Below are 17,064 nucleotides of genomic sequence, written 5' to 3' on the forward strand. Positions count from 1 at the left end.
CCCCCAGCCTCCCGACCGACCGATCGTTCGGTTCAATGGTGTGGCCGGGCGTGCGGGGTGTCAAGCCTGTGGATAACTCAGGGGAGGGTGTGCCGGGTGGGGCCGCCTAGGTACGGTTCCCGGGCGGTGAAAAGCCGCACGGGATCTGGGAACGGGGCAAGAATGCAGGTAAACGGGGACGAATCGCGGCCACCAGCCGCGCTCTCGCTGCCGTCACGCATCGTGACGACCGTGGCGGCAGGCGCGGTGGCGCTGGCCGTCGCGATCCACTTGGCGATGATGTTCCTGCACGTCGCCCCGCCGAACACGCTCAGCAAGCAGCACGGCCCGCTGGTCAACGACTACGTCTTCCCGGAGTACGAACAGAACTGGAAGCTGTTCGCGCCCAACCCGTTGCAGCAGAACATCGCGGTGCAGGTGCGCGCCCAGCTGCGTACCCGGTCCGGCGACCCGGTGACCACCGGATGGAGCGACCTGACCGCCGCCGACGGCCAGGCCCTGCTGCACAATCCCATGCCCAGCCACACCCAGCAGAACGAACTCCGCCGCGCCTGGGAGTTCTTCCTCAGCACCCACGACGCGCAGAACCGCGGCGGCGGCATGCGCGGCGAGCTGTCCGAGCAGTACCTGCGGCGGATCGTCATGCAGCGCATGAGCGCGCAGTGGGCGGCGCGTGGCACGGTCGAGCAGATGCAGGTCCGCTCGATGACGACGGCCGTCAGTCCGCCGCCGTGGGGCACGGAGAAGATCAGCGACAAGCCCAGGTACCGCGAGCTGCCCTGGTGGCCGGTCACCGCAGGCGACCTGCCCGAAGGAGCGACGATCCAGTGACAGCGCACAGGGTGCCTCCGCAGACGTCCGAAGCGGCGTCGGAAACGGTGCCGCAAACGGCAGCGGAAACGACCTCGGGAACCGGAACGGCCGCGGCCGCGGAGTCCGGCGCCCCCACCGCGTGGCCCACCGTGGTCGCGCCCGCCGGGCAGCCCCCGAAGCAGCGGGCCACCGGGGAGACACGGATAGAGCGGGCCTTCGGCCGCGCCTTCGCCCGCGTCACCGGCAGCGCCCTCGCCCCGTACCAGTCCGCCGTGCTCCGCATCGGGTTCGCCGCCACCTGGCTGTTCTTCCTGTTGCGGGAGTGGCCGCACCGGCAGGAGCTCTACGGCCCCACCGGCCCCTGGAGCGGGGACATGGCGCGCCGGCTGCTCGGCGACAACGGCGCCTTCTCGGTCCTGACCTGGTCCGACAGCCGCGGCTGGTTCGAACTCGTCTACGCCCTCGCCATCGTCACGAGCGCGCTGCTGCTGGTCGGCTGGCGCACCCGCACCATGTCGGTGCTGTTCATGGTGGGCGTGCTCTCGCTGCAGAACCGCAGCATCTTCGTCGGGGACGGCGGCGACAACGTCATCCACCTGATGGCGATGTACCTGGTGCTGACCCGCTGTGCACAGGTGTGGTCGCTGGACGCCCGCCGTGCGGCGAAGCGTGCGCGCACCGGTGCGACCGCCCTGCCCGAGCGCGACGCGACCGGCATCGTCCTCTGGGCGGTCCTCGGTCTCGCCCTCCTGGTCGCCCAGTCCCTGGGCCTGTCCAGCCTCTCCTGGTTCGGCCCCGGGCCCGTCCCCCACGTGGGCTGGGGCCTGGCCCTGTGGGCCCTGTGGCTCGCCCACGGCCTCTGGTGGGCGGTCCGGCGGTACGCGCCGGGCGAGCCGCGCACCGTGCTCGACATGATCACCAAGCTGGTGCACAACGGCGCCCTGCTGGTCATCGTCGTCGAGGTCTGCCTGATCTACGCCACCGCCGGCTGGTACAAGATCCAGGGTTCGCGCTGGCAGGACGGCACCGCGGTCTACTACCCGATGCACCTGGACTACTTCTCGCCCTGGCCCGACCTGTCCAGGGTGCTCGCGGACAACGGCCTGATGATCATGCTGATCACCTACGGCACCGTGATCGTGCAGGTCGCCTTCCCCTTCACGCTCTTCAACCGCCGTCTGAAGAACGTCCTGCTGGTCGTGATGATCACGGAGCACCTGTCGATCGCGTTCCTGCTGGGCCTGCCGTTCTTCTCACTCGCGATGATCACGGCGGACGCGGTCTTCCTGCCGACCGTCTTCCTGGTCTGGCTGGGCGCCCGGGTCTCCGCCGTACGCGACCGGGTACTCCCCCGGCGTACGGGCGGCGCGGCATCAGCGCCCACGGTGCCGGCGCCTGCCGGGCCGGGCGGTGCCGGGCAGGCGGCGGGTGTCCGCCCGTCGGACAGTTGAGATAGTGGGGAAATGATCGAGAACGGGACCGCGGACGATCCGGTACGGCGCTGGCGTGCGAGCGCCGGGGACCCGGCCGCGGTCCTTCTGGACGGCTTCCACGCCCTGAAGCACGCGCTGCGCTTCCACGGCGCCGTACGGCACGTGCTGACCAGCGACAAAGCCGCCCTGCTGGCGCTCGCCGACGAGCTGGCCGGGGACCTCACCGGCACGCTCGACACGCTGGCCGAGCAGGTGCCCGCCGCGACCCTGCGCACGCTGGTGCCGAAGGTCCACCCCACGGGCGTCGCGGCCCTCGCCCTGCGCCCCGACGCCGCGGCGAACCTGGCCAGGCTCCGCGAGACGCCGCGCCCCGCCCCCGTCGTCCTCCTGGAGAACCCGCGCAACCTGGGCAACATCGGAGCGGTCGTCCGCCTGGCGGCCGGCTTCGGCGCGACCGGAGTCGTCACCACCGGCTCGCTCGACCCCTGGCACCCCAACGCGGTACGCGGCAGCGCGGGCCTGCACTTCGCGAGCGCCGTGGAGCGCCTGACGCTGCCCGAGCTGCCGCCGGGGCCGGTCTACGCGCTCGATCCGGAGGGCGTGGACATCCGCTCCGTGACCTTTCCCGACGACGCGGTCCTGGCCTTCGGGTCCGAGCGCCAGGGGATCTCGGACGAGCTGCGGGAACGGGCGTCCGCGCTGGTCGCGGTGCCGATGCAGGCGCGGGTGTCCAGCTTCAACCTGGCCACGAGCGTCGCCATGGGCCTCTTCCACTGGATGTCGCGCACCACGGCGGCCCCGGCCGCCCCGGGCGGCATGACCGGGGCGACCGGGCCGGTGCTCCTCTAGGAAGCGTCCGGTCAGGCCTTCTCTTGAGCTGGCCTGCGCACCTCCACCGTCCGGAACCGGTTGGCCACGAACGCGCCGTCGCACAACGCCGCGTTCGCCGCCGGGTTGCCGCCCGAGCCGTGGAAGTCGGAGAAAGCGGCGGTCTGGTTCACGTACACCCCGCCGGTCAGGTTGAGGGAGAGCTGCGCGCACTCCTCAAGGCACGCCTCTTCCACCAGCTTCTCCACCTCCTCGGAGGTGGTGTACGCGCCGACCGTCATCGCGCCCTTGCCGCGGACCGTGTGCCGCAGCAGGTCCACCGCGTCCGCTGCGGAGTCGACGGCCACCGCGAAGGAGACCGGGCCGAAGCACTCCGACAGGTAGGCGGCGTCGGCGCCCGCGCCCTCCCAGAGCTTGCGCGCGCCGTCCATCTTGACCATCACGGGCGTACGGACCGTGGCGTCAGGGAATTCGGGGTTGGCCACCTCGCGGGACGGCAGGGCCACCTCGCCCAGCCCCGACGCGGCCTCGATCCGCTCCTTGACCTGCGGGTTGACGATCGCGCCCAGCAGGGCGTTGGCCCGCGCGTCGTCGCCCAGCAGCTTGTTCACCGCGCCGGCGAGGTCGCCGACGACCTCGTCGTACGACTTCGGTCCCGCGTCCGTGGTGATGCCGTCGCGGGGGATGAGCAGGTTCTGCGGGGTGGTGCACATCTGGCCGCTGTACAGGGACAGCGAGAAGGCGAGGTTGCCGAGCATGCCCTTGTAGTCGTCCGTCGAGTCGATGACGACCGTGTTGACGCCGGCCTTCTCCGTGTAGACGGCCGCCTGGGGCGCGTTGGCCTCCAGCCAGTCGCCGAACTCCGTGGAACCCGTGTAGTCGATGATGCGGACCTCGGGGCGCACCGCGAGGGTCTTGGCCAGGCCCTCGCCGGGCCGGTCGACGGCCAGGGCCACCAGGTCGGGGGAGAACCCGGCCTCGGCCAGCACCTCGCGCGCCACCCGGACGGTGAGCGCGAGCGGCAGCACGGCCCGCGGGTGCGGCTTGACCAGGACGGGGTTACCGGTGGCCAGGGAGGCGAACAGGCCCGGGTAGCCGTTCCACGTCGGGAAGGTGTTGCAGCCGACCAGCAGGGCGATGCCGCGGGGCACGGGCGTGAAGGACTTGGCCAGCTCCAGCGGGTCGCGCTTGCCCTGCGGCTTGGACCACGCGGCCTGGTCCGGGGTGCGGACCTGCTCAGCGTAGGCATACGCGACGGCCTCCAGGCCGCGGTCCTGTGCGTGCGGCCCGCCCGCCTGGAACGCCATCATGAACGCCTGGCCGCTGGTGTGCATCACGGCCTGCGCGAACTCGTGGGTACGCGCGCTGATGCGCGACAGGATCTCCAGGCACACCAGTGCCCGGGTCTGCGGCCCGGCGTCGCGCCACGCGGGCATCGCCGCGCGCATCGCGGGGAGCAGCACGTCCGCGTCCGGGTGCGGGTAAGCGATGTTCAACCCGATGCCGTACGGGGACACTTCCCCGCCCGCCCAGTCGTCGGTGCCGGGCTGGTCCAGCTCGAACCGCTTGCCGCGGAGCGCCTCGAAGGCGGCCTGGCCGTCCGCCGCGGCGTTCTCCCCGTAGGCCTTCGGGTGCTCGGGGTGCGGGGACCAGTACGCGCGGGTACGGATCGCCTCCAGCGCCTGGTCGAGCGTCGGGCGGTGCTTTTCGAGCAACTGCGCTGAGGTCAGTTCGACGGCCATCGAAGACCAACTCCTCGTCGAGCGGGGCTGGGGCAGGGGCTGGGAGCAATTTGGGCGACGGGGCTAGAGTAACCGAACGATCGGTCGGGGCAAGGGGGTCCGGCGAACCTGTGGACAACTCTGTCGGGGAGGATGAGCCGTCATGACAGCCATCGAAGCGGGCCGCACCGTCGCCGTCGTCGGCACGGGCACCATGGGCCAGGGAATCGCGCAGGTCGCGCTGGTCGCGGGCCATCCGGTGCTTCTCTACGACGCGGTGCCGGGCCGTGCCCTGGAGGCCGCCTCGGCGGTCGGGCGGCGCCTGGACCGCCTGGTGGAGAAGGGGCGGATGGAGCCCGCCGTACGCGACGCGGCCCGTGCGCGCCTCACCCCCGCCACCGCGCTGAGCGAACTCGCCGACGCCGCACTCGTCGTCGAGGCCATCGTGGAGGAACTCGGCGCCAAACAGGAGCTGTTCGCGGCCCTGGAGGACGTGGTCGGCGCGGGCTGCCTGCTGGCCACCAACACCTCGTCCCTGTCCGTGACCGCCGTCGCGGGCGCGCTGCGCCTTCCCGGCCGCTTCGTCGGCCTGCACTTCTTCAACCCGGCGCCGCTTCTGCCCCTCGTCGAGGTCGTCAGCGGATTCAGGACGGACCCGGCGGCGGCCACGACCGCGTACGAGACGGCCGCGGCCTGGGGCAAGTCCCCCGTACGCAGCGCCGACACACCGGGCTTCATCGTCAACCGCATCGCCCGCCCCTTCTACGCGGAGGCCCTGCGCCTGTACGAGGAGCGGGCCGCCGACCCCGCCACCATCGACGCGGTACTGCGCGAGTCCTGCGGCTTCCGTATGGGCCCGTTCGAGCTGATGGACCTCATCGGCCAGGACGTGAACGAGGCGGTCACGCGCTCGGTGTGGGAGGGCTTCTTCCAGGACCCGAAGTTCACCCCCTCCCTCGCCCAGCGGAACCTCGTGGCGTCCGGCCTGCTGGGCCGCAAGTCGGGGCGGGGCTGGTACGACTACGCCGAGGGCGCCGCCGAGCAGCTCCCGCACACCGCCGAGCCGTGCCCGGCGCCCGCGGCGGTCGCGGTGCACGCGAAGCTCGCCGGGCCGTCCGCCGTCCTGCCGGAGCTGATCGACGAGGCCGGGATCAAGGTCACCCGGGACCGCACGCCGTCGGAGAGCACGGGGTACGTCCGGCTGCCGGGCGGTGCGCGGCTGGCCCTGACCGACGGCTGCCCCGCCACCGGCGACGTGTGCGGCCCGATGATCCGGTTCGACCTGGCGCTGGACTACCGGAGCGCCACCCGGATCGCCCTCGCGCCCGGCGCCGAGGCGTCCCCCGAGGACGTACGGGAGGCGGTGGGCCTCTTCCAGGCGCTCGGCAAGAAAGTCAGCGTCATCGAGGACGTACCGGGCATGATCGTCGCCCGTACGGTCGCGATGATCGTGGACTTCGCCGCGGACGCCGAGGCCCGCGGGGTCGCGAGCCGCGGGGACATCGACACGGCCATGCGGCTGGGCGTGAACTACCCCGGCGGCCCCTCGGAGTGGGCGGAGAAGGCAGGGAACCACTGGGTGTGGGACCTGCTGGACACCATGCACCACCAGTACGCGTCCGGGCGCTACGGACCGTCCTGGGCCCTGCGGCGCAGTTTGAAGTCGCCTTACTAGATGCTCTAATCATGACCATGGCCAAGCGTGACACCTATACGCCCGATTCGCTGCTCGCGGTCGCCGTCGAGGTGTTCAACGAGCGCGGTTACGACGGCACCTCCATGGAGCACCTCTCCCGGGCGGCCGGCATCTCCAAGTCCTCGATCTACCACCACGTGCGCAGCAAGGAAGAGCTGCTGCACCGTGCCATAAGCCGGGCGCTGGACGGCCTCTTCGGGGTGCTCCAGGAGCCCGCCGCGCTCACGGGCCGGGCCATCGACCGCCTGGAGTACGTGACCAGGCGCGAGACCGAAGTGCTGATGGACGAGCTGCCGTACGTGACGCTGCTGCTGCGGGTGCGCGGCAACACGGACACGGAGCGCTGGGCCATGGAGCGCCGGCGGGAGTTCGACGGCGAGGTCACCGAACTGCTCAAACAGGCCGCTGCCGACGGCGACCTGCGCCCGGACGTGGACGTCCGGCTGGCGACCCGGCTGCTCTTCGGGATGATCAACTCGATCGTGGAGTGGTACCGGCCGGGCCGGGGCGGCTCGGCCAGCCGTGAAGAGGTCGCGGACGCCGTGGTGCGAACGGCTCTCGCGGGGCTGCGGACGTAGCGCCGCCCCGCTTCCGCGTACCGGCCCGCACGGCGGCGGGCCTGGCCAGGCCCTATCCCTGCTCGGCCCCCAGGTCGGTTTCCTCGAAAACCAGCAGGGTGCGGGTGCTGAGCACCTCCGGGATCGACTGGATGCGGGTGAGGACCAGCTCCCGCAGCTCGTGGTTGTCCTTGGTGTGCACCAGCAGCAGTACGTCGAAATCGCCGCTGACCAGTGCGATGTGGGACGCCCCCGGAAGCGCGGTGAGCTGGGCGCGTACCGTCCGCCAGGAGTTTTGGACGATCTTCAGCGTGACGTAGGCGGACGCGCCCTGGCCGGCCCGCTCCTGGTCGATACGGGCGCTGAAGCCCCGGATCACCCCGTCGTCGATCAAACGGTTGATGCGGGCGTAGGCGTTGGCGCGCGAGACGTGTACCCGCTCGGCGACGGAGCGTATCGAGGCCCGCCCGTCGGCCTGGAGCATGCTCAGGATCGCGCGGTCGATGGTGTCCAAGGGGCGAGCGGGACGGTGCCCTCCGCTCGTGGCCATCTGTTCGTCCGGCATACCGCCTCGCCTCCCCTTCATGGACGCACTGTTCTCATCTCAGGCTGTGGAGAACCGATTGTCCACAGGCTGAGCCCGCCTGTAGCCAAAATGTGCCGGCGACCGAACAATCGGTAGGGAAGGGCGGACGCCCGCCCGTCCCACCCGCATCCCTACCCGCCCGTCGTCCATCACCGTCCTCAGCGAGGCGTTCGGCGCCTCCGATTCCGACTCCAAGGAGGTGCTCGTCATGACGGTTCTAGAGCAGCGCGGAAGCAGCAGGAGCGAGAGCCACCGGCCCGCACCGCCGCCGGCCTGGCGGCCCCGCGTCGACCCCGCGCCCCTCCTTCCCGACGCGGAGCCGTACCGCCTGCTGGGTACGGACGCCGCCGGCCGCCCAGGGGCCGAGCTGCTGACCGGCCTGTACGAACACCTGGTGCGCGGCCGCCGTTACAACGCGCAGGCGACGGCCCTGACCCGGCAGGGCAGGCTGGCGGTCTACCCGTCCTCCACGGGCCAGGAAGCGTGCCAGGTCGCCGCCGCGCTGGCGCTGAAGGAACAGGACTGGCTCTTCCCCAGCTACCGCGACACCCTCGCAGCGGTGGCCCGCGGCCTCGACCCGGTACAGGCCCTGACCCTCCTCAGGGGCGACTGGCACACGGGATACGACCCGCGCGAGCACCGCATCGCGCCGCTGTGCACCCCGCTGGCCACCCAACTGCCGCACGCGGTGGGCCTCGCGCACGCCGCCCGCCTGAAGGGCGACGACGTGGTCGCGCTCGCCCTGGTCGGCGACGGCGGCACCAGTGAGGGCGACTTCCACGAGGCGCTGAACTTCGCCGCGGTGTGGCAGGCCCCGGTCGTCTTCCTCGTGCAGAACAACGGCTTCGCGATCTCCGTGCCGCTGGCCAAGCAGACGGCCGCGCCGTCCCTCGCCCACAAGGCGGTCGGGTACGGCATGCCGGGCCGCCTCGTGGACGGCAACGACGCGCCCGCCCTGCACGAGGTGCTCACCGAGGCGGTGGAGCGCGCGCGAAGGGGCGGCGGGCCGACGCTCGTCGAGGCGATCACGTACCGCATCGAGGCGCACACCAACGCCGACGACGCCACCCGCTACCGCGCCGACGCCGAGGTCGAGCAGTGGCGCGGGCACGACCCGATAGCCCTGGTGGAGCACGAGTTGGCGGAGCGCGGCCTGCTCTGTGACGACCTCGTACAGCGGGTACGGGACGGCGCCGAGGAGCTGGCGGCCGACCTCAGGGAGCGGATGAACCAGGACCCCGCCCTGGACCCGATGGACCTGTTCGCGCATGTCTACGCCGAGCCCACCAGCCAGTTGGCGGAGCAGGCGGCGCAGTTGCGGGCCGAACTGGAGGCCGAGGCCGAGGGGACCGACGGCTCAGGCGGCCGTGCGGCGCACGAGAACGTGACAGGGGAGGAACGGCCATGACACCGACCGCGGTGGCCGCGGGGCGCAAGCCCGTCAGCATGGCGCAGGCCCTGAACCGGGCACTGCGCGACGCGATGGCCGACGACCCGGCCGTCCATGTGATGGGCGAGGACGTGGGGGAGCTGGGCGGCGTCTTCCGGGTCACCGACGGGCTGGCCAAGGAGTTCGGTGACGAGCGCTGCGGTGACACCCCGCTCGCCGAGGCGGGCATTCTCGGTACGGCGGTCGGCATGGCCATGTACGGGCTGCGGCCCGTGGTGGAGATGCAGTTCGACGCCTTCGCCTACCCCGGCTTCGAGCAGCTGATCAGCCATGTGTCGCGGATGCGCAACCGCACCCGGGGCGCCATGCCGCTGCCCCTGACCATCCGCGTCCCCTACGGCGGCGGAATCGGCGGCGTGGAGCACCACAGCGACTCCTCCGAGGCGTACTACCTGGCCACCCCCGGCCTGAAGGTCGTCACCCCGGCGACGGTCGCCGACGCGTACGGGCTGCTGCGGGCCGCGATCGCCTCCGACGACCCGGTGGTCTTCCTGGAGCCGAAGCGGCTCTACTGGTCGCGCGCCGACTGGTCGCCGGACGAGCCGGAGCCCGTCGCCCCGCTGGGCCGGGCGGAGATCCGGCGACCGGGCACCGGCGCCACGCTCATCACGTACGGGCCGTCGCTGCCGGTCTGTATGGAGGCCGCCGAAGCGGCCACGGCGGAGGGCTGGGACCTGGAAGTCGTGGACCTGCGCTCGCTGCTGCCCTTCGACGACGCCACGGTCTGCGCTTCGGTACGGCGTACGGGGCGCGCGGTCGTCGTGCACGAGGCCGGCGGCTTCGGCGGCCCCGGCGGCGAGATAGCCGCCCGGGTCACGGAGCGTTGCTTCCACCACTTGGAGGCGCCGGTGCTGCGCGTCGCCGGCTTCGACATCCCGTACCCGCCGCCGATGCTGGAACGCCACCACCTGCCGGGCGTCGACCGGATCCTGGACACCGTGGGCCGGCTTCAGTGGGAGTCGGACTGGACCGAGGGGAGCGGTGACTGATGGCCGTGGTCCGTGAGTTCACGCTGCCCGACCTCGGGGAGGGCCTCACCGAGGCGACGGTGGTGCGGTGGCTGGTCGAGGTCGGCGAGGTGGTGGCCGTGGACCAGCCGGTGGTCGAGGTGGAGACCGCCAAGGCGCTGGTGGACGTGCCGTGTCCGTACGGAGGCGTGGTCACCGCGCGGTTCGGCGACGAGGGCTCGGAGCTGCCGGTCGGCTCGCCCCTGCTGACGGTGGCGGTCGGCACCGGCGCGGAGGCGGCTTCGGGCGCCGAAGGCGGCGGGAAGGACGACGGGGAAGCGGCCGAGGAGTCGGGGAACGTCCTGGTCGGGTACGGGACGAGCGCGGCGGCGGCGCGCCGGCGGCGGGTCCGCCCGGGGGCCGGTGGCGATGCGCGGACCGGTGGCGACGCGGGGGCGGCGGGCCCGGAGCGGGGGAAGGAGAGGCCGAGTGGGAAGGCTGTGCGAGAGGGGGAGCGGGGGCGGGAGCAGGGACCGGAGGCACGGCAGGACGGCCCGGTGCCGGTCATCTCGCCGCTGGTACGGCGGCTGGCGCGGGAACACGGCCTGGATCTGCGAGAGATACGGGGGACCGGCCCGGAGGGGCTGATCCTGCGGACCGATGTCGAACGGGCGGTGCGCCTGCGGGGTACGGCAGCGAAGGACGAGGCCGCTGGTGTCGGTGGGGCGGCTGGGACTGCTGGTGTTGGCGCCATCGCCGAGGCCGGAACCGCTAGGGGTACCGGAACCGCTACAGGGCACCGAACCGCCGCAGGCCACCGAACCGCCGCAGAGGTCGGGTCCGGAGCGTACGGTGGCCTGCCCGAGGAGGCCGAGCGGATACCGCTGCGGGGGATGCGGGGCGCCGCGGCCGAGAAGTTCCGGCGCAGCCGCCAGGAGATCCCCGACGCGACGTGCTGGGTGGACGCCGACGCGACCGAACTGCTCGTCGCGCGCCGCGAGATGAACGCGGCCGGTGGTGCCAAGGTGTCGCTGCTCGCGCTGCTGGCCCGGGTCTGCACGGCGGCGCTGGCGCGGTACCCCCAGCTCAACGCCACCGTCGACCTGGAAGCCAACGAGATCGTACGGCTGCCCGCCGTGCATCTGGGCTTCGCGGCGCAGACCGACCGGGGCCTGGTGGTCCCGGTCGTACGGGACGCGCACCGCCGTACGGCCGAAGGGCTGTCCGCAGAGATGGCGCGGCTGACCGAGGCCGCACGGGACGGGGCGCTCACCCTCGGCGAGCTGACGCACGGCACCTTCACGCTCAACAACTACGGCGTCTTCGGCGTCGACGGCTCCACGCCGATCATCAACCACCCCGAGGCCGCGATGCTCGGCGTGGGCCGAATAACGGCCAAGCCGTGGGTGCACGAGGGGGAGTTGGCCGTACGCCAGGTCGTGCAGCTGTCGCTCACCTTCGACCACCGGGTCTGCGACGGGGGCACGGCGGGCGGGTTTCTGCGGTACGTGGCGGACTGCGTGGAACGGCCCGCGGTGTTGCTGCGCACGGTGTGAGCCGGGGGCGGGGACAGGAGGGGTGCCGGGCCGGTGCTCGGCGGGGCGGGCCCGCCCCGTCGGCCGGAGTGGCACCGGCGATACTCGTCGGGTGACCGACGACCCTCCAGCCACCGACCACCCCCCAGCCACCGACCACCCTCCGGCTACCAGTCAGGCTCCGCGCGACGACTGCGGTCGGGGTGCCGCCGCGTACGACGTCATCGTGCCGGCCGGGGGTGCCGCCCGGCGGCTCGGCGGGGCGGACAAGCCGGCGCTGTCCGTAGGCGGCCGTTCGCTGCTGGACCGGGTGCTCGACGCCTGCCCGGACGCGGCGCACACCGTGGTCGTCGGCCCGTCGCGCCCCACCGCGCGTCCGGTCGTCCACGTCCGCGAGGAGCCTCCCGGTGGCGGGCCGCTGGCGGCGCTGGACGCCGGGCTGCGGCACACCACGGCTCCGGTCGTGCTCGTCCTCTCCGCCGACCTGCCGTTCCTGACACGAGCGACGGTAGGGGCCCTGCTGGGGGCCGCTACGGGCAGCGCCTCGGGCGGGTGCCACGACACCGCGCGGTCGGACGGCGCGCAGGTGAACGCCGCGCGGGTGGACGGCGCGCTCCTGCGGGACGCGGAGGGCCGGGACCAGCCGTTGGTCGCCGCCTACCGGGCGGAACCGTTGCGGCGGGCGATGGCGGCGGTACGGGCCGAGCGCGGAGCGACGGCCGGGCTTCCGCTGCGTGCGCTGCTGGACCGGCTGACCCTCCGTCGGGTGGCCGACCCGACGGCCACGGCATCGTTCGACTGCGACACCTGGGAGGACATCGAAGCGGCACGCGCCCGTATCAGGGAGCATGGGAACGTGTTGGACGAATGGATCACCGCAGCCAAGGCCGAGCTGGGCATCGAACTCGATGTCGACACGGCGGCACTCCTCGATCTCGCGCGTGACGCGGCGCACGGCGTGACCCGGCCGGCGGCGCCGCTGACGACCTTCCTGGTCGGCTACGCCGCCGCCCAGCAGGGCCGGGACGTGTCCGTGCTGGCGGGCAAGGTGGCCGCGCTGGCCAACCGCTGGGCCGCCGAGTCCGCCGAGAACACCGACGCCACGCCGGAGGCGGCGCCCGAGGCCAAGCCGAAAGCGCGGCCGGCGGAATGACGGACGGGGAGTTCGACGACGCGCTGGCGCTGGCCAACGGCGGCCCCATCGAGCTGCCGGGGCGCGAACGCGGCCGAGATCACGGGCAAGATCACGGTCACGCGCCGCCTGCCGGTGGCAGCCGTATCCCCGCGCCCGACGACGGTCACGGCACGGCCTCCGACACGTACGCGCCCGTCTTCGAGGACAGCTACGCCTGGATCTTCGGCGACGATCAGCGGCCACCGGGCCGAGAAGCCGGTCCGAACCCCACTCGGGAGCCCGGCCGGCAGCCCGCCTCGGAAACCGCCGGGGACCGCAAGCCCAGTGAGAAGCCCAGCGAGAAGCCCAGTCAAAAGCCCGACACGCGACCCGACACGGAGCCCGGCAAAAAGCCCGGTACGAAGTCCAGCCGCAAAACCGGCGGTACAGGTCTGGACGACGACGCGCGCCTCGGCCCGTACACGCCCTGGGATACCACCCCCGCCCCGCCTCCCCAGCCACACGAACCACACGAGCCGTCACCCGCCCCCGACGCACCCACCAGCTCCCCCACCCGCCGCACCCACCACGGGCGCCCCGCGCCGACCGCGTGGCGTACGGCCCGTGCCGTCGCCGCCCGCGCTCCGGAAGGGCCCCTCGCCCCGGCCGTCTGCCCGCTCGGCAGCGCCGCTCTCGGGCGCACCCTCGCCGAGCCGCTGACCGCGCTGACCGACCTGCCGTCCTTCGACACCTCCGCGATGGACGGCTGGGCCGTCGCCGGGCCAGGGCCCTGGCACCTGCCCGCGCGTGGGAACGGCCCTGGCGAGGATGTCCAGGAAATCGGCATCCTCGCAGGTCACGAGAGGTCCGAGGCGCTTGCGGACGGCGACGCGGTGCCGATCGCCACCGGCGCCCGCATCCCGCCGGGCGCCACGGCGGTGCTGCGGAGCGAGCACGGCGAGGTGCGCGAGCGCCTCGACGGAGGCGCACAGTTGTACGCGCCGGCGCCCGCGCCCCCCGGCCAGGACATCCGGCCACGTGGCCAGGAGTGCCGCCGCGGCGAGCCACTCCTCCCCGCGGGCGCCCTGGTGACGCCGGCCGTGCTCGGCCTGGCCGCGGCCGCCGGGTACGACGAGCTGGCCGTGTACGCCAGGCCGCGCGTCGAAGTGTTCGTGCTGGGCGACGAGTTGCTGCGGTCCGGGCTGCCCGCCGACGGGCTGATCCGGGACGCGCTCGGTCCGATGCTCGCCCCCTGGCTGCGCGCCCTGGGAGCGGAAGCCGGGCCGCCGCGCCATCTCGCGGACGACGCCGACACGTTGTACGACGCCATCGCGGACTCGACGGCGGACCTGGTGATCACCACCGGCGGTACGGCCGCCGGGCCCGTCGACCATGTGCATCCCACGCTGCGACGGCTGGGCGCGGAGATTCTGGTGGACGGCGTGGCGGTGCGCCCCGGCCACCCCATGCTCCTCGCGCGCCTCCCCCGTACCGCCGAACCCACCCCCCGTACCGCCGAGCCCATCCCCCGTACCGACCCGCCACTCCCCCGTACCGCCGAACCCCTTACCCGCCCCTGCGCGCAGCTCTTCGTCGGCCTCCCCGGCAACCCGCTCGCCGCCGTGTCGGGCCTGCTCACCCTCGCGGAGCCGGTGCTGCGCACGCTCGCCGCCCGGCGCGGGGCGGCCTCCTGCCGGGTGCCGGTGACCGCCGCCGTGCCCGGGCATCCGCACGACACCCGGCTCGTGCCGGTCGCCTACCGGGACGAACCGGACGGCGAGGGGGACAGCGTGGCGGTCGTACCGCTGCGCTTCAGCGGGCCGGCCATGCTGCGCGGCATCGCGGCCGCCGACGCGCTGGCCGTCGTACCGCCGGGCGGCGCTGCGCGCGGCGAGTACGTCGAACTGCTCGAACTGCCCTGGTCCACCGACTGGTCGGCGGGCTGGACGGCCGAAGTGCCGGACACCCGCTCGAACGTTTCACCAGCCCCAGCCCCAGCCCCAGCCCCAGCCCCAGCCCCGGCCCCCGGCCCGACCTCGGGCCCGCCCCCCGCCCCAGGCCCGTACCCGACCGGCGGAGGCGCCGCGTGAAGCTCCCCACCCACGACGCCGCGGCCCGCGAACTCCCCGAGGACCGCGGCCACCGCGTCGTGCTGCCCCGCCGCACCCCCCTGGCGCCGCTGCGCCAGGTCGCGCGCCGCCTGCTGATGGCGCTGCTCGTGCTCGTCGCGACGGTGGCCATCGTCTGGGTGGACCGCGACGAGTACCACGACAACGCCAACGGCTCCGTCGACTTCCTCGACTGCGTCTACTACGCCACCGTCACGCTCTCCACCACCGGCTACGGCGACATCGTCCCGTACGGGGACGGCGCGCGGCTGCTGAACATCCTGCTCATCACCCCCCTCCGAGTCCTCTTCCTGATCATTCTGGTCGGGACCACTCTCGAAGTCCTCACCGAGCGCACCCGCGAGCAGTGGCAACTGAACCGCTGGAGAAACGCCTTGCGCGACCACACCGTCATCGTCGGCTTCGGCACCAAGGGCCGGTCCGCGGCCCAGACCCTGCGTGCGACCGGACTGACCCGCGACCGCATCGTCATCGTCGACCCGAGCCCCAAGGTCATCGACGCCGCGGTCGCCGAGGGCTTCGCCGGCGTGGTCGGCGACGCCACCCGCAGCGACGTCCTGGTGCGCGCCGAGATCCAGCGCGCCCGCCAGGTCGTCATCGCCACCCAGCGCGACGACACCGCCGTGCTCGTCTCGCTCACCGCCCGCCAGCTCAACAAGAAGGCGAACATCGTCGCGGCGGTGCGGGAGGAGGAGAACGCGCCGTTGCTGCGCCAGTCCGGCGCCGACATGGTCATCACCTCGGCCAGCGCCGCCGGCCGCCTGCTCGGCCTGTCGGTGCACAGCCCCAGCGCCGGCACGGTCCTGGAGGACCTCATCCAGCAGGGCAGCGGCCTGGACCTGATCGAGCGACCGGTGGTGAAGGCCGAGGTCGGCAAGTCGGTACGGGAGACCGACGACCTGATCGTCTCGGTGCTGCGCGGCCACCGGCTCCTCGGGTACGACGATCCGGCGGCCAGCCCGTTGCAGGCCGCCGACCGGGTGATCACCATCGTCAGGGCGGCCCCCGTGGACGAGCCGGACGGGCCGGCCAAGCCCGGCTCGAAGCCGATGATCCCGGGCACGGGGGTCTCTCCCATGGCACCCGCCCGCCGCGACGACTGACGGCCGGTGACCGCAGGCGCCCCCGCCGGCCGAGCGTCTTCGTACGGTGGCGAGTAGCCTCGCGGCCATGCGTGCGATCACCATTCCCGAACCCGGTGGCCCCGACGCCCTCGTATGGGCCGAGGTGCCCGATCCGCAACCCGCCGAAGGGGAGGTCCTGGTCGAGGTGGCGGCGACGGCCGTCAACCGCGCGGACCTCCTCCAGCGCCAGGGTTTCTACGATCCGCCGCCCGGCGCGTCCCCGTACCCCGGCCTGGAGTGCGCCGGCCGGATCAGCGCCCTCGGCCCCGGGGTGAGCGGCTGGTCGGTCGGCGACGAGGTGTGCGCGCTGCTGTCCGGTGGCGGGTACGCGGAGCAGGTCGCCGTGCCCGCGGGGCAGCTGCTGCCCGTACCGAAGGGCCTCGACGCGGCCGCGGCCGCCGCGCTGCCCGAGGTGACGTGCACCGTCTGGTCGAACGTCTTCATGATCGCGCACCTGCGGCCCGGCGAGACGCTGCTCGTGCACGGCGGCTCCAGCGGCATCGGCACCATGGCGATCCAGCTCGCCAAGGCGGTCGGCGCCCGGGTCGCGGTCACCGCGGGCAGCGCCGACAAGCTGGCCCGCTGCGCCGAACTGGGCGCCGACATCCTCGTCAACTACCGGGACCAGGACTTCGTCGAGGAGGTGCGCAAGGCCACCGACGGCAAGGGCGCGGACGTCATCCTGGACATCATGGGCGCCAAGTACCTCGACCCGAACGTCAAGGCGCTGGCCACCAACGGCCGCCTCGCGATCATCGGCCTCCAGGGCGGCGCGAAGGGCGAGCTGAACCTCGGCGCGCTGCTCACCAAGCGCGGTGCGGTCACCGCCACTTCGCTGCGCGGCCGCCCGCTGGCCGAGAAGGCGGCGATCGTGGCCGCCGTACGGGAACACGTCTGGCCGCTGATCGAGAACGGCCAGGTCAGGCCGATCGTGGACCGCACTTTGCCGATGCAGGAGGCGCCCGAGGCGCACCGGGTCGTGGACGCGAGCAGCCACGTGGGCAAGGTCGTCCTGACGCTCTGACCGCGGACGGAGGCAGGCCTGAGGCCGGTACGACCCCCGGGCTCTCCAGGGCTCCGCCCCAGGCCTGCCGCCCCCGCCCGAGATGCCGGACACCTCCCCCCGTGTGA

The 17,064-nt window shown here is 73.1% G+C and carries 14 protein-coding genes; 12 read left to right on the top strand and 2 right to left on the bottom strand.

The genetic code is table 11. From position 1 onward, the window contains the following. Window positions 1-162: 162 nt before the first annotated feature. The 3 genes from ACH4K4_RS06205 to ACH4K4_RS06215 are packed head-to-tail and all read left to right on the top strand — an operon-like array spanning window position 163 to window position 3,095. Complete coding sequence (locus ACH4K4_RS06205) at window positions 163-831, top strand: DUF5819 family protein (protein ID WP_398165150.1); 669 nt, start codon at window positions 163-165, stop codon at window positions 829-831. Continuing rightward, on the top strand, window positions 828-2,264 hold the full coding sequence (locus ACH4K4_RS06210; protein WP_398165151.1) for an HTTM domain-containing protein: 1,437 nt from the start codon (window positions 828-830) through the stop codon (window positions 2,262-2,264). Before ACH4K4_RS06205 ends, ACH4K4_RS06210 begins: the two co-directional genes overlap by 4 nt. A gap of 12 nt (window positions 2,265-2,276) precedes the next feature. Beyond that, window positions 2,277-3,095: a TrmH family RNA methyltransferase gene (locus ACH4K4_RS06215; RefSeq protein ID WP_398165152.1), complete on the top strand. Its 819-nt coding sequence runs from the start codon at window positions 2,277-2,279 to the stop codon at window positions 3,093-3,095. Window positions 3,096-3,106: 11 nt separating this feature from the next. Here the strand turns inward: ACH4K4_RS06215 and paaN are convergent, their stop codons facing one another. Continuing rightward, window positions 3,107-4,816, bottom strand: a complete 1,710-nt coding sequence (gene paaN, locus ACH4K4_RS06220; RefSeq protein WP_398165153.1) for a phenylacetic acid degradation protein PaaN — start codon at window positions 4,814-4,816, stop codon at window positions 3,107-3,109. A gap of 142 nt (window positions 4,817-4,958) precedes the next feature. On the opposite strand from paaN, the gene ACH4K4_RS06225 reads away from it, so the two are divergent. Continuing rightward, entirely contained in the window at window positions 4,959-6,470 is a 1,512-nt protein-coding gene (locus ACH4K4_RS06225) for a 3-hydroxyacyl-CoA dehydrogenase (RefSeq protein WP_398165154.1), read from the top strand. An 11-nt stretch (window positions 6,471-6,481) separates the two neighbouring features. Then, a complete protein-coding gene (locus ACH4K4_RS06230) occupies window positions 6,482-7,069 on the top strand; it encodes a TetR/AcrR family transcriptional regulator (protein WP_398165156.1) in 588 nt (195 codons plus the stop codon). Between the two features lie 52 nt (window positions 7,070-7,121). On the opposite strand, the gene ACH4K4_RS06235 is transcribed toward ACH4K4_RS06230, so the two are convergent. Next, a complete protein-coding gene (locus ACH4K4_RS06235; RefSeq protein WP_398165157.1) occupies window positions 7,122-7,613 on the bottom strand; it encodes an Lrp/AsnC family transcriptional regulator in 492 nt (163 codons plus the stop codon). 229 nt (window positions 7,614-7,842) lie between these two features. Here ACH4K4_RS06235 and pdhA point away from each other — a divergent pair, with 229 nt between their 5' ends. From pdhA to ACH4K4_RS06270, 7 genes are all read left to right on the top strand, one after another. Further along, window positions 7,843-9,042 (top strand): pyruvate dehydrogenase (acetyl-transferring) E1 component subunit alpha, encoded by a 1,200-nt coding sequence (pdhA, locus tag ACH4K4_RS06240; RefSeq protein WP_398165158.1) that lies wholly within the window; start codon window positions 7,843-7,845, stop codon window positions 9,040-9,042. Further along, window positions 9,039-10,073 carry an alpha-ketoacid dehydrogenase subunit beta gene (locus ACH4K4_RS06245; protein WP_398165159.1) on the top strand — a complete coding sequence of 345 codons (1,035 nt, stop codon included), beginning with the start codon at window positions 9,039-9,041 and terminating at the stop codon, window positions 10,071-10,073. Before pdhA ends, ACH4K4_RS06245 begins: the two co-directional genes overlap by 4 nt. Beyond that, complete coding sequence (locus tag ACH4K4_RS06250) at window positions 10,073-11,587, top strand: dihydrolipoamide acetyltransferase family protein (RefSeq protein WP_398165161.1); 1,515 nt, start codon at window positions 10,073-10,075, stop codon at window positions 11,585-11,587. The genes ACH4K4_RS06245 and ACH4K4_RS06250 overlap by 1 nt, the downstream gene beginning before the upstream one ends. Window positions 11,588-11,678: 91 nt before the next feature. Further along, window positions 11,679-12,719: a DUF6457 domain-containing protein gene (locus ACH4K4_RS06255; protein ID WP_398165163.1), complete on the top strand. Its 1,041-nt coding sequence runs from the start codon at window positions 11,679-11,681 to the stop codon at window positions 12,717-12,719. Beyond that, window positions 12,716-14,770, top strand: a complete 2,055-nt coding sequence (locus tag ACH4K4_RS06260) for a molybdopterin-binding protein (RefSeq protein ID WP_398165164.1) — start codon at window positions 12,716-12,718, stop codon at window positions 14,768-14,770. Before ACH4K4_RS06255 ends, ACH4K4_RS06260 begins: the two co-directional genes overlap by 4 nt. Then, complete coding sequence (locus ACH4K4_RS06265; RefSeq protein WP_398165165.1) at window positions 14,767-15,912, top strand: potassium channel family protein; 1,146 nt, start codon at window positions 14,767-14,769, stop codon at window positions 15,910-15,912. Before ACH4K4_RS06260 ends, ACH4K4_RS06265 begins: the two co-directional genes overlap by 4 nt. Before the next feature lie 67 nt (window positions 15,913-15,979). Continuing rightward, window positions 15,980-16,957: an NAD(P)H-quinone oxidoreductase gene (locus tag ACH4K4_RS06270; protein WP_398165167.1), complete on the top strand. Its 978-nt coding sequence runs from the start codon at window positions 15,980-15,982 to the stop codon at window positions 16,955-16,957. Window positions 16,958-17,064: the final 107 nt, after the last annotated feature.

Origin of the sequence: Streptomyces sp. NPDC017529, from assembly GCF_044329785.1 — a bacterium.
Classification (GTDB): domain Bacteria; phylum Actinomycetota; class Actinomycetes; order Streptomycetales; family Streptomycetaceae; genus Streptomyces.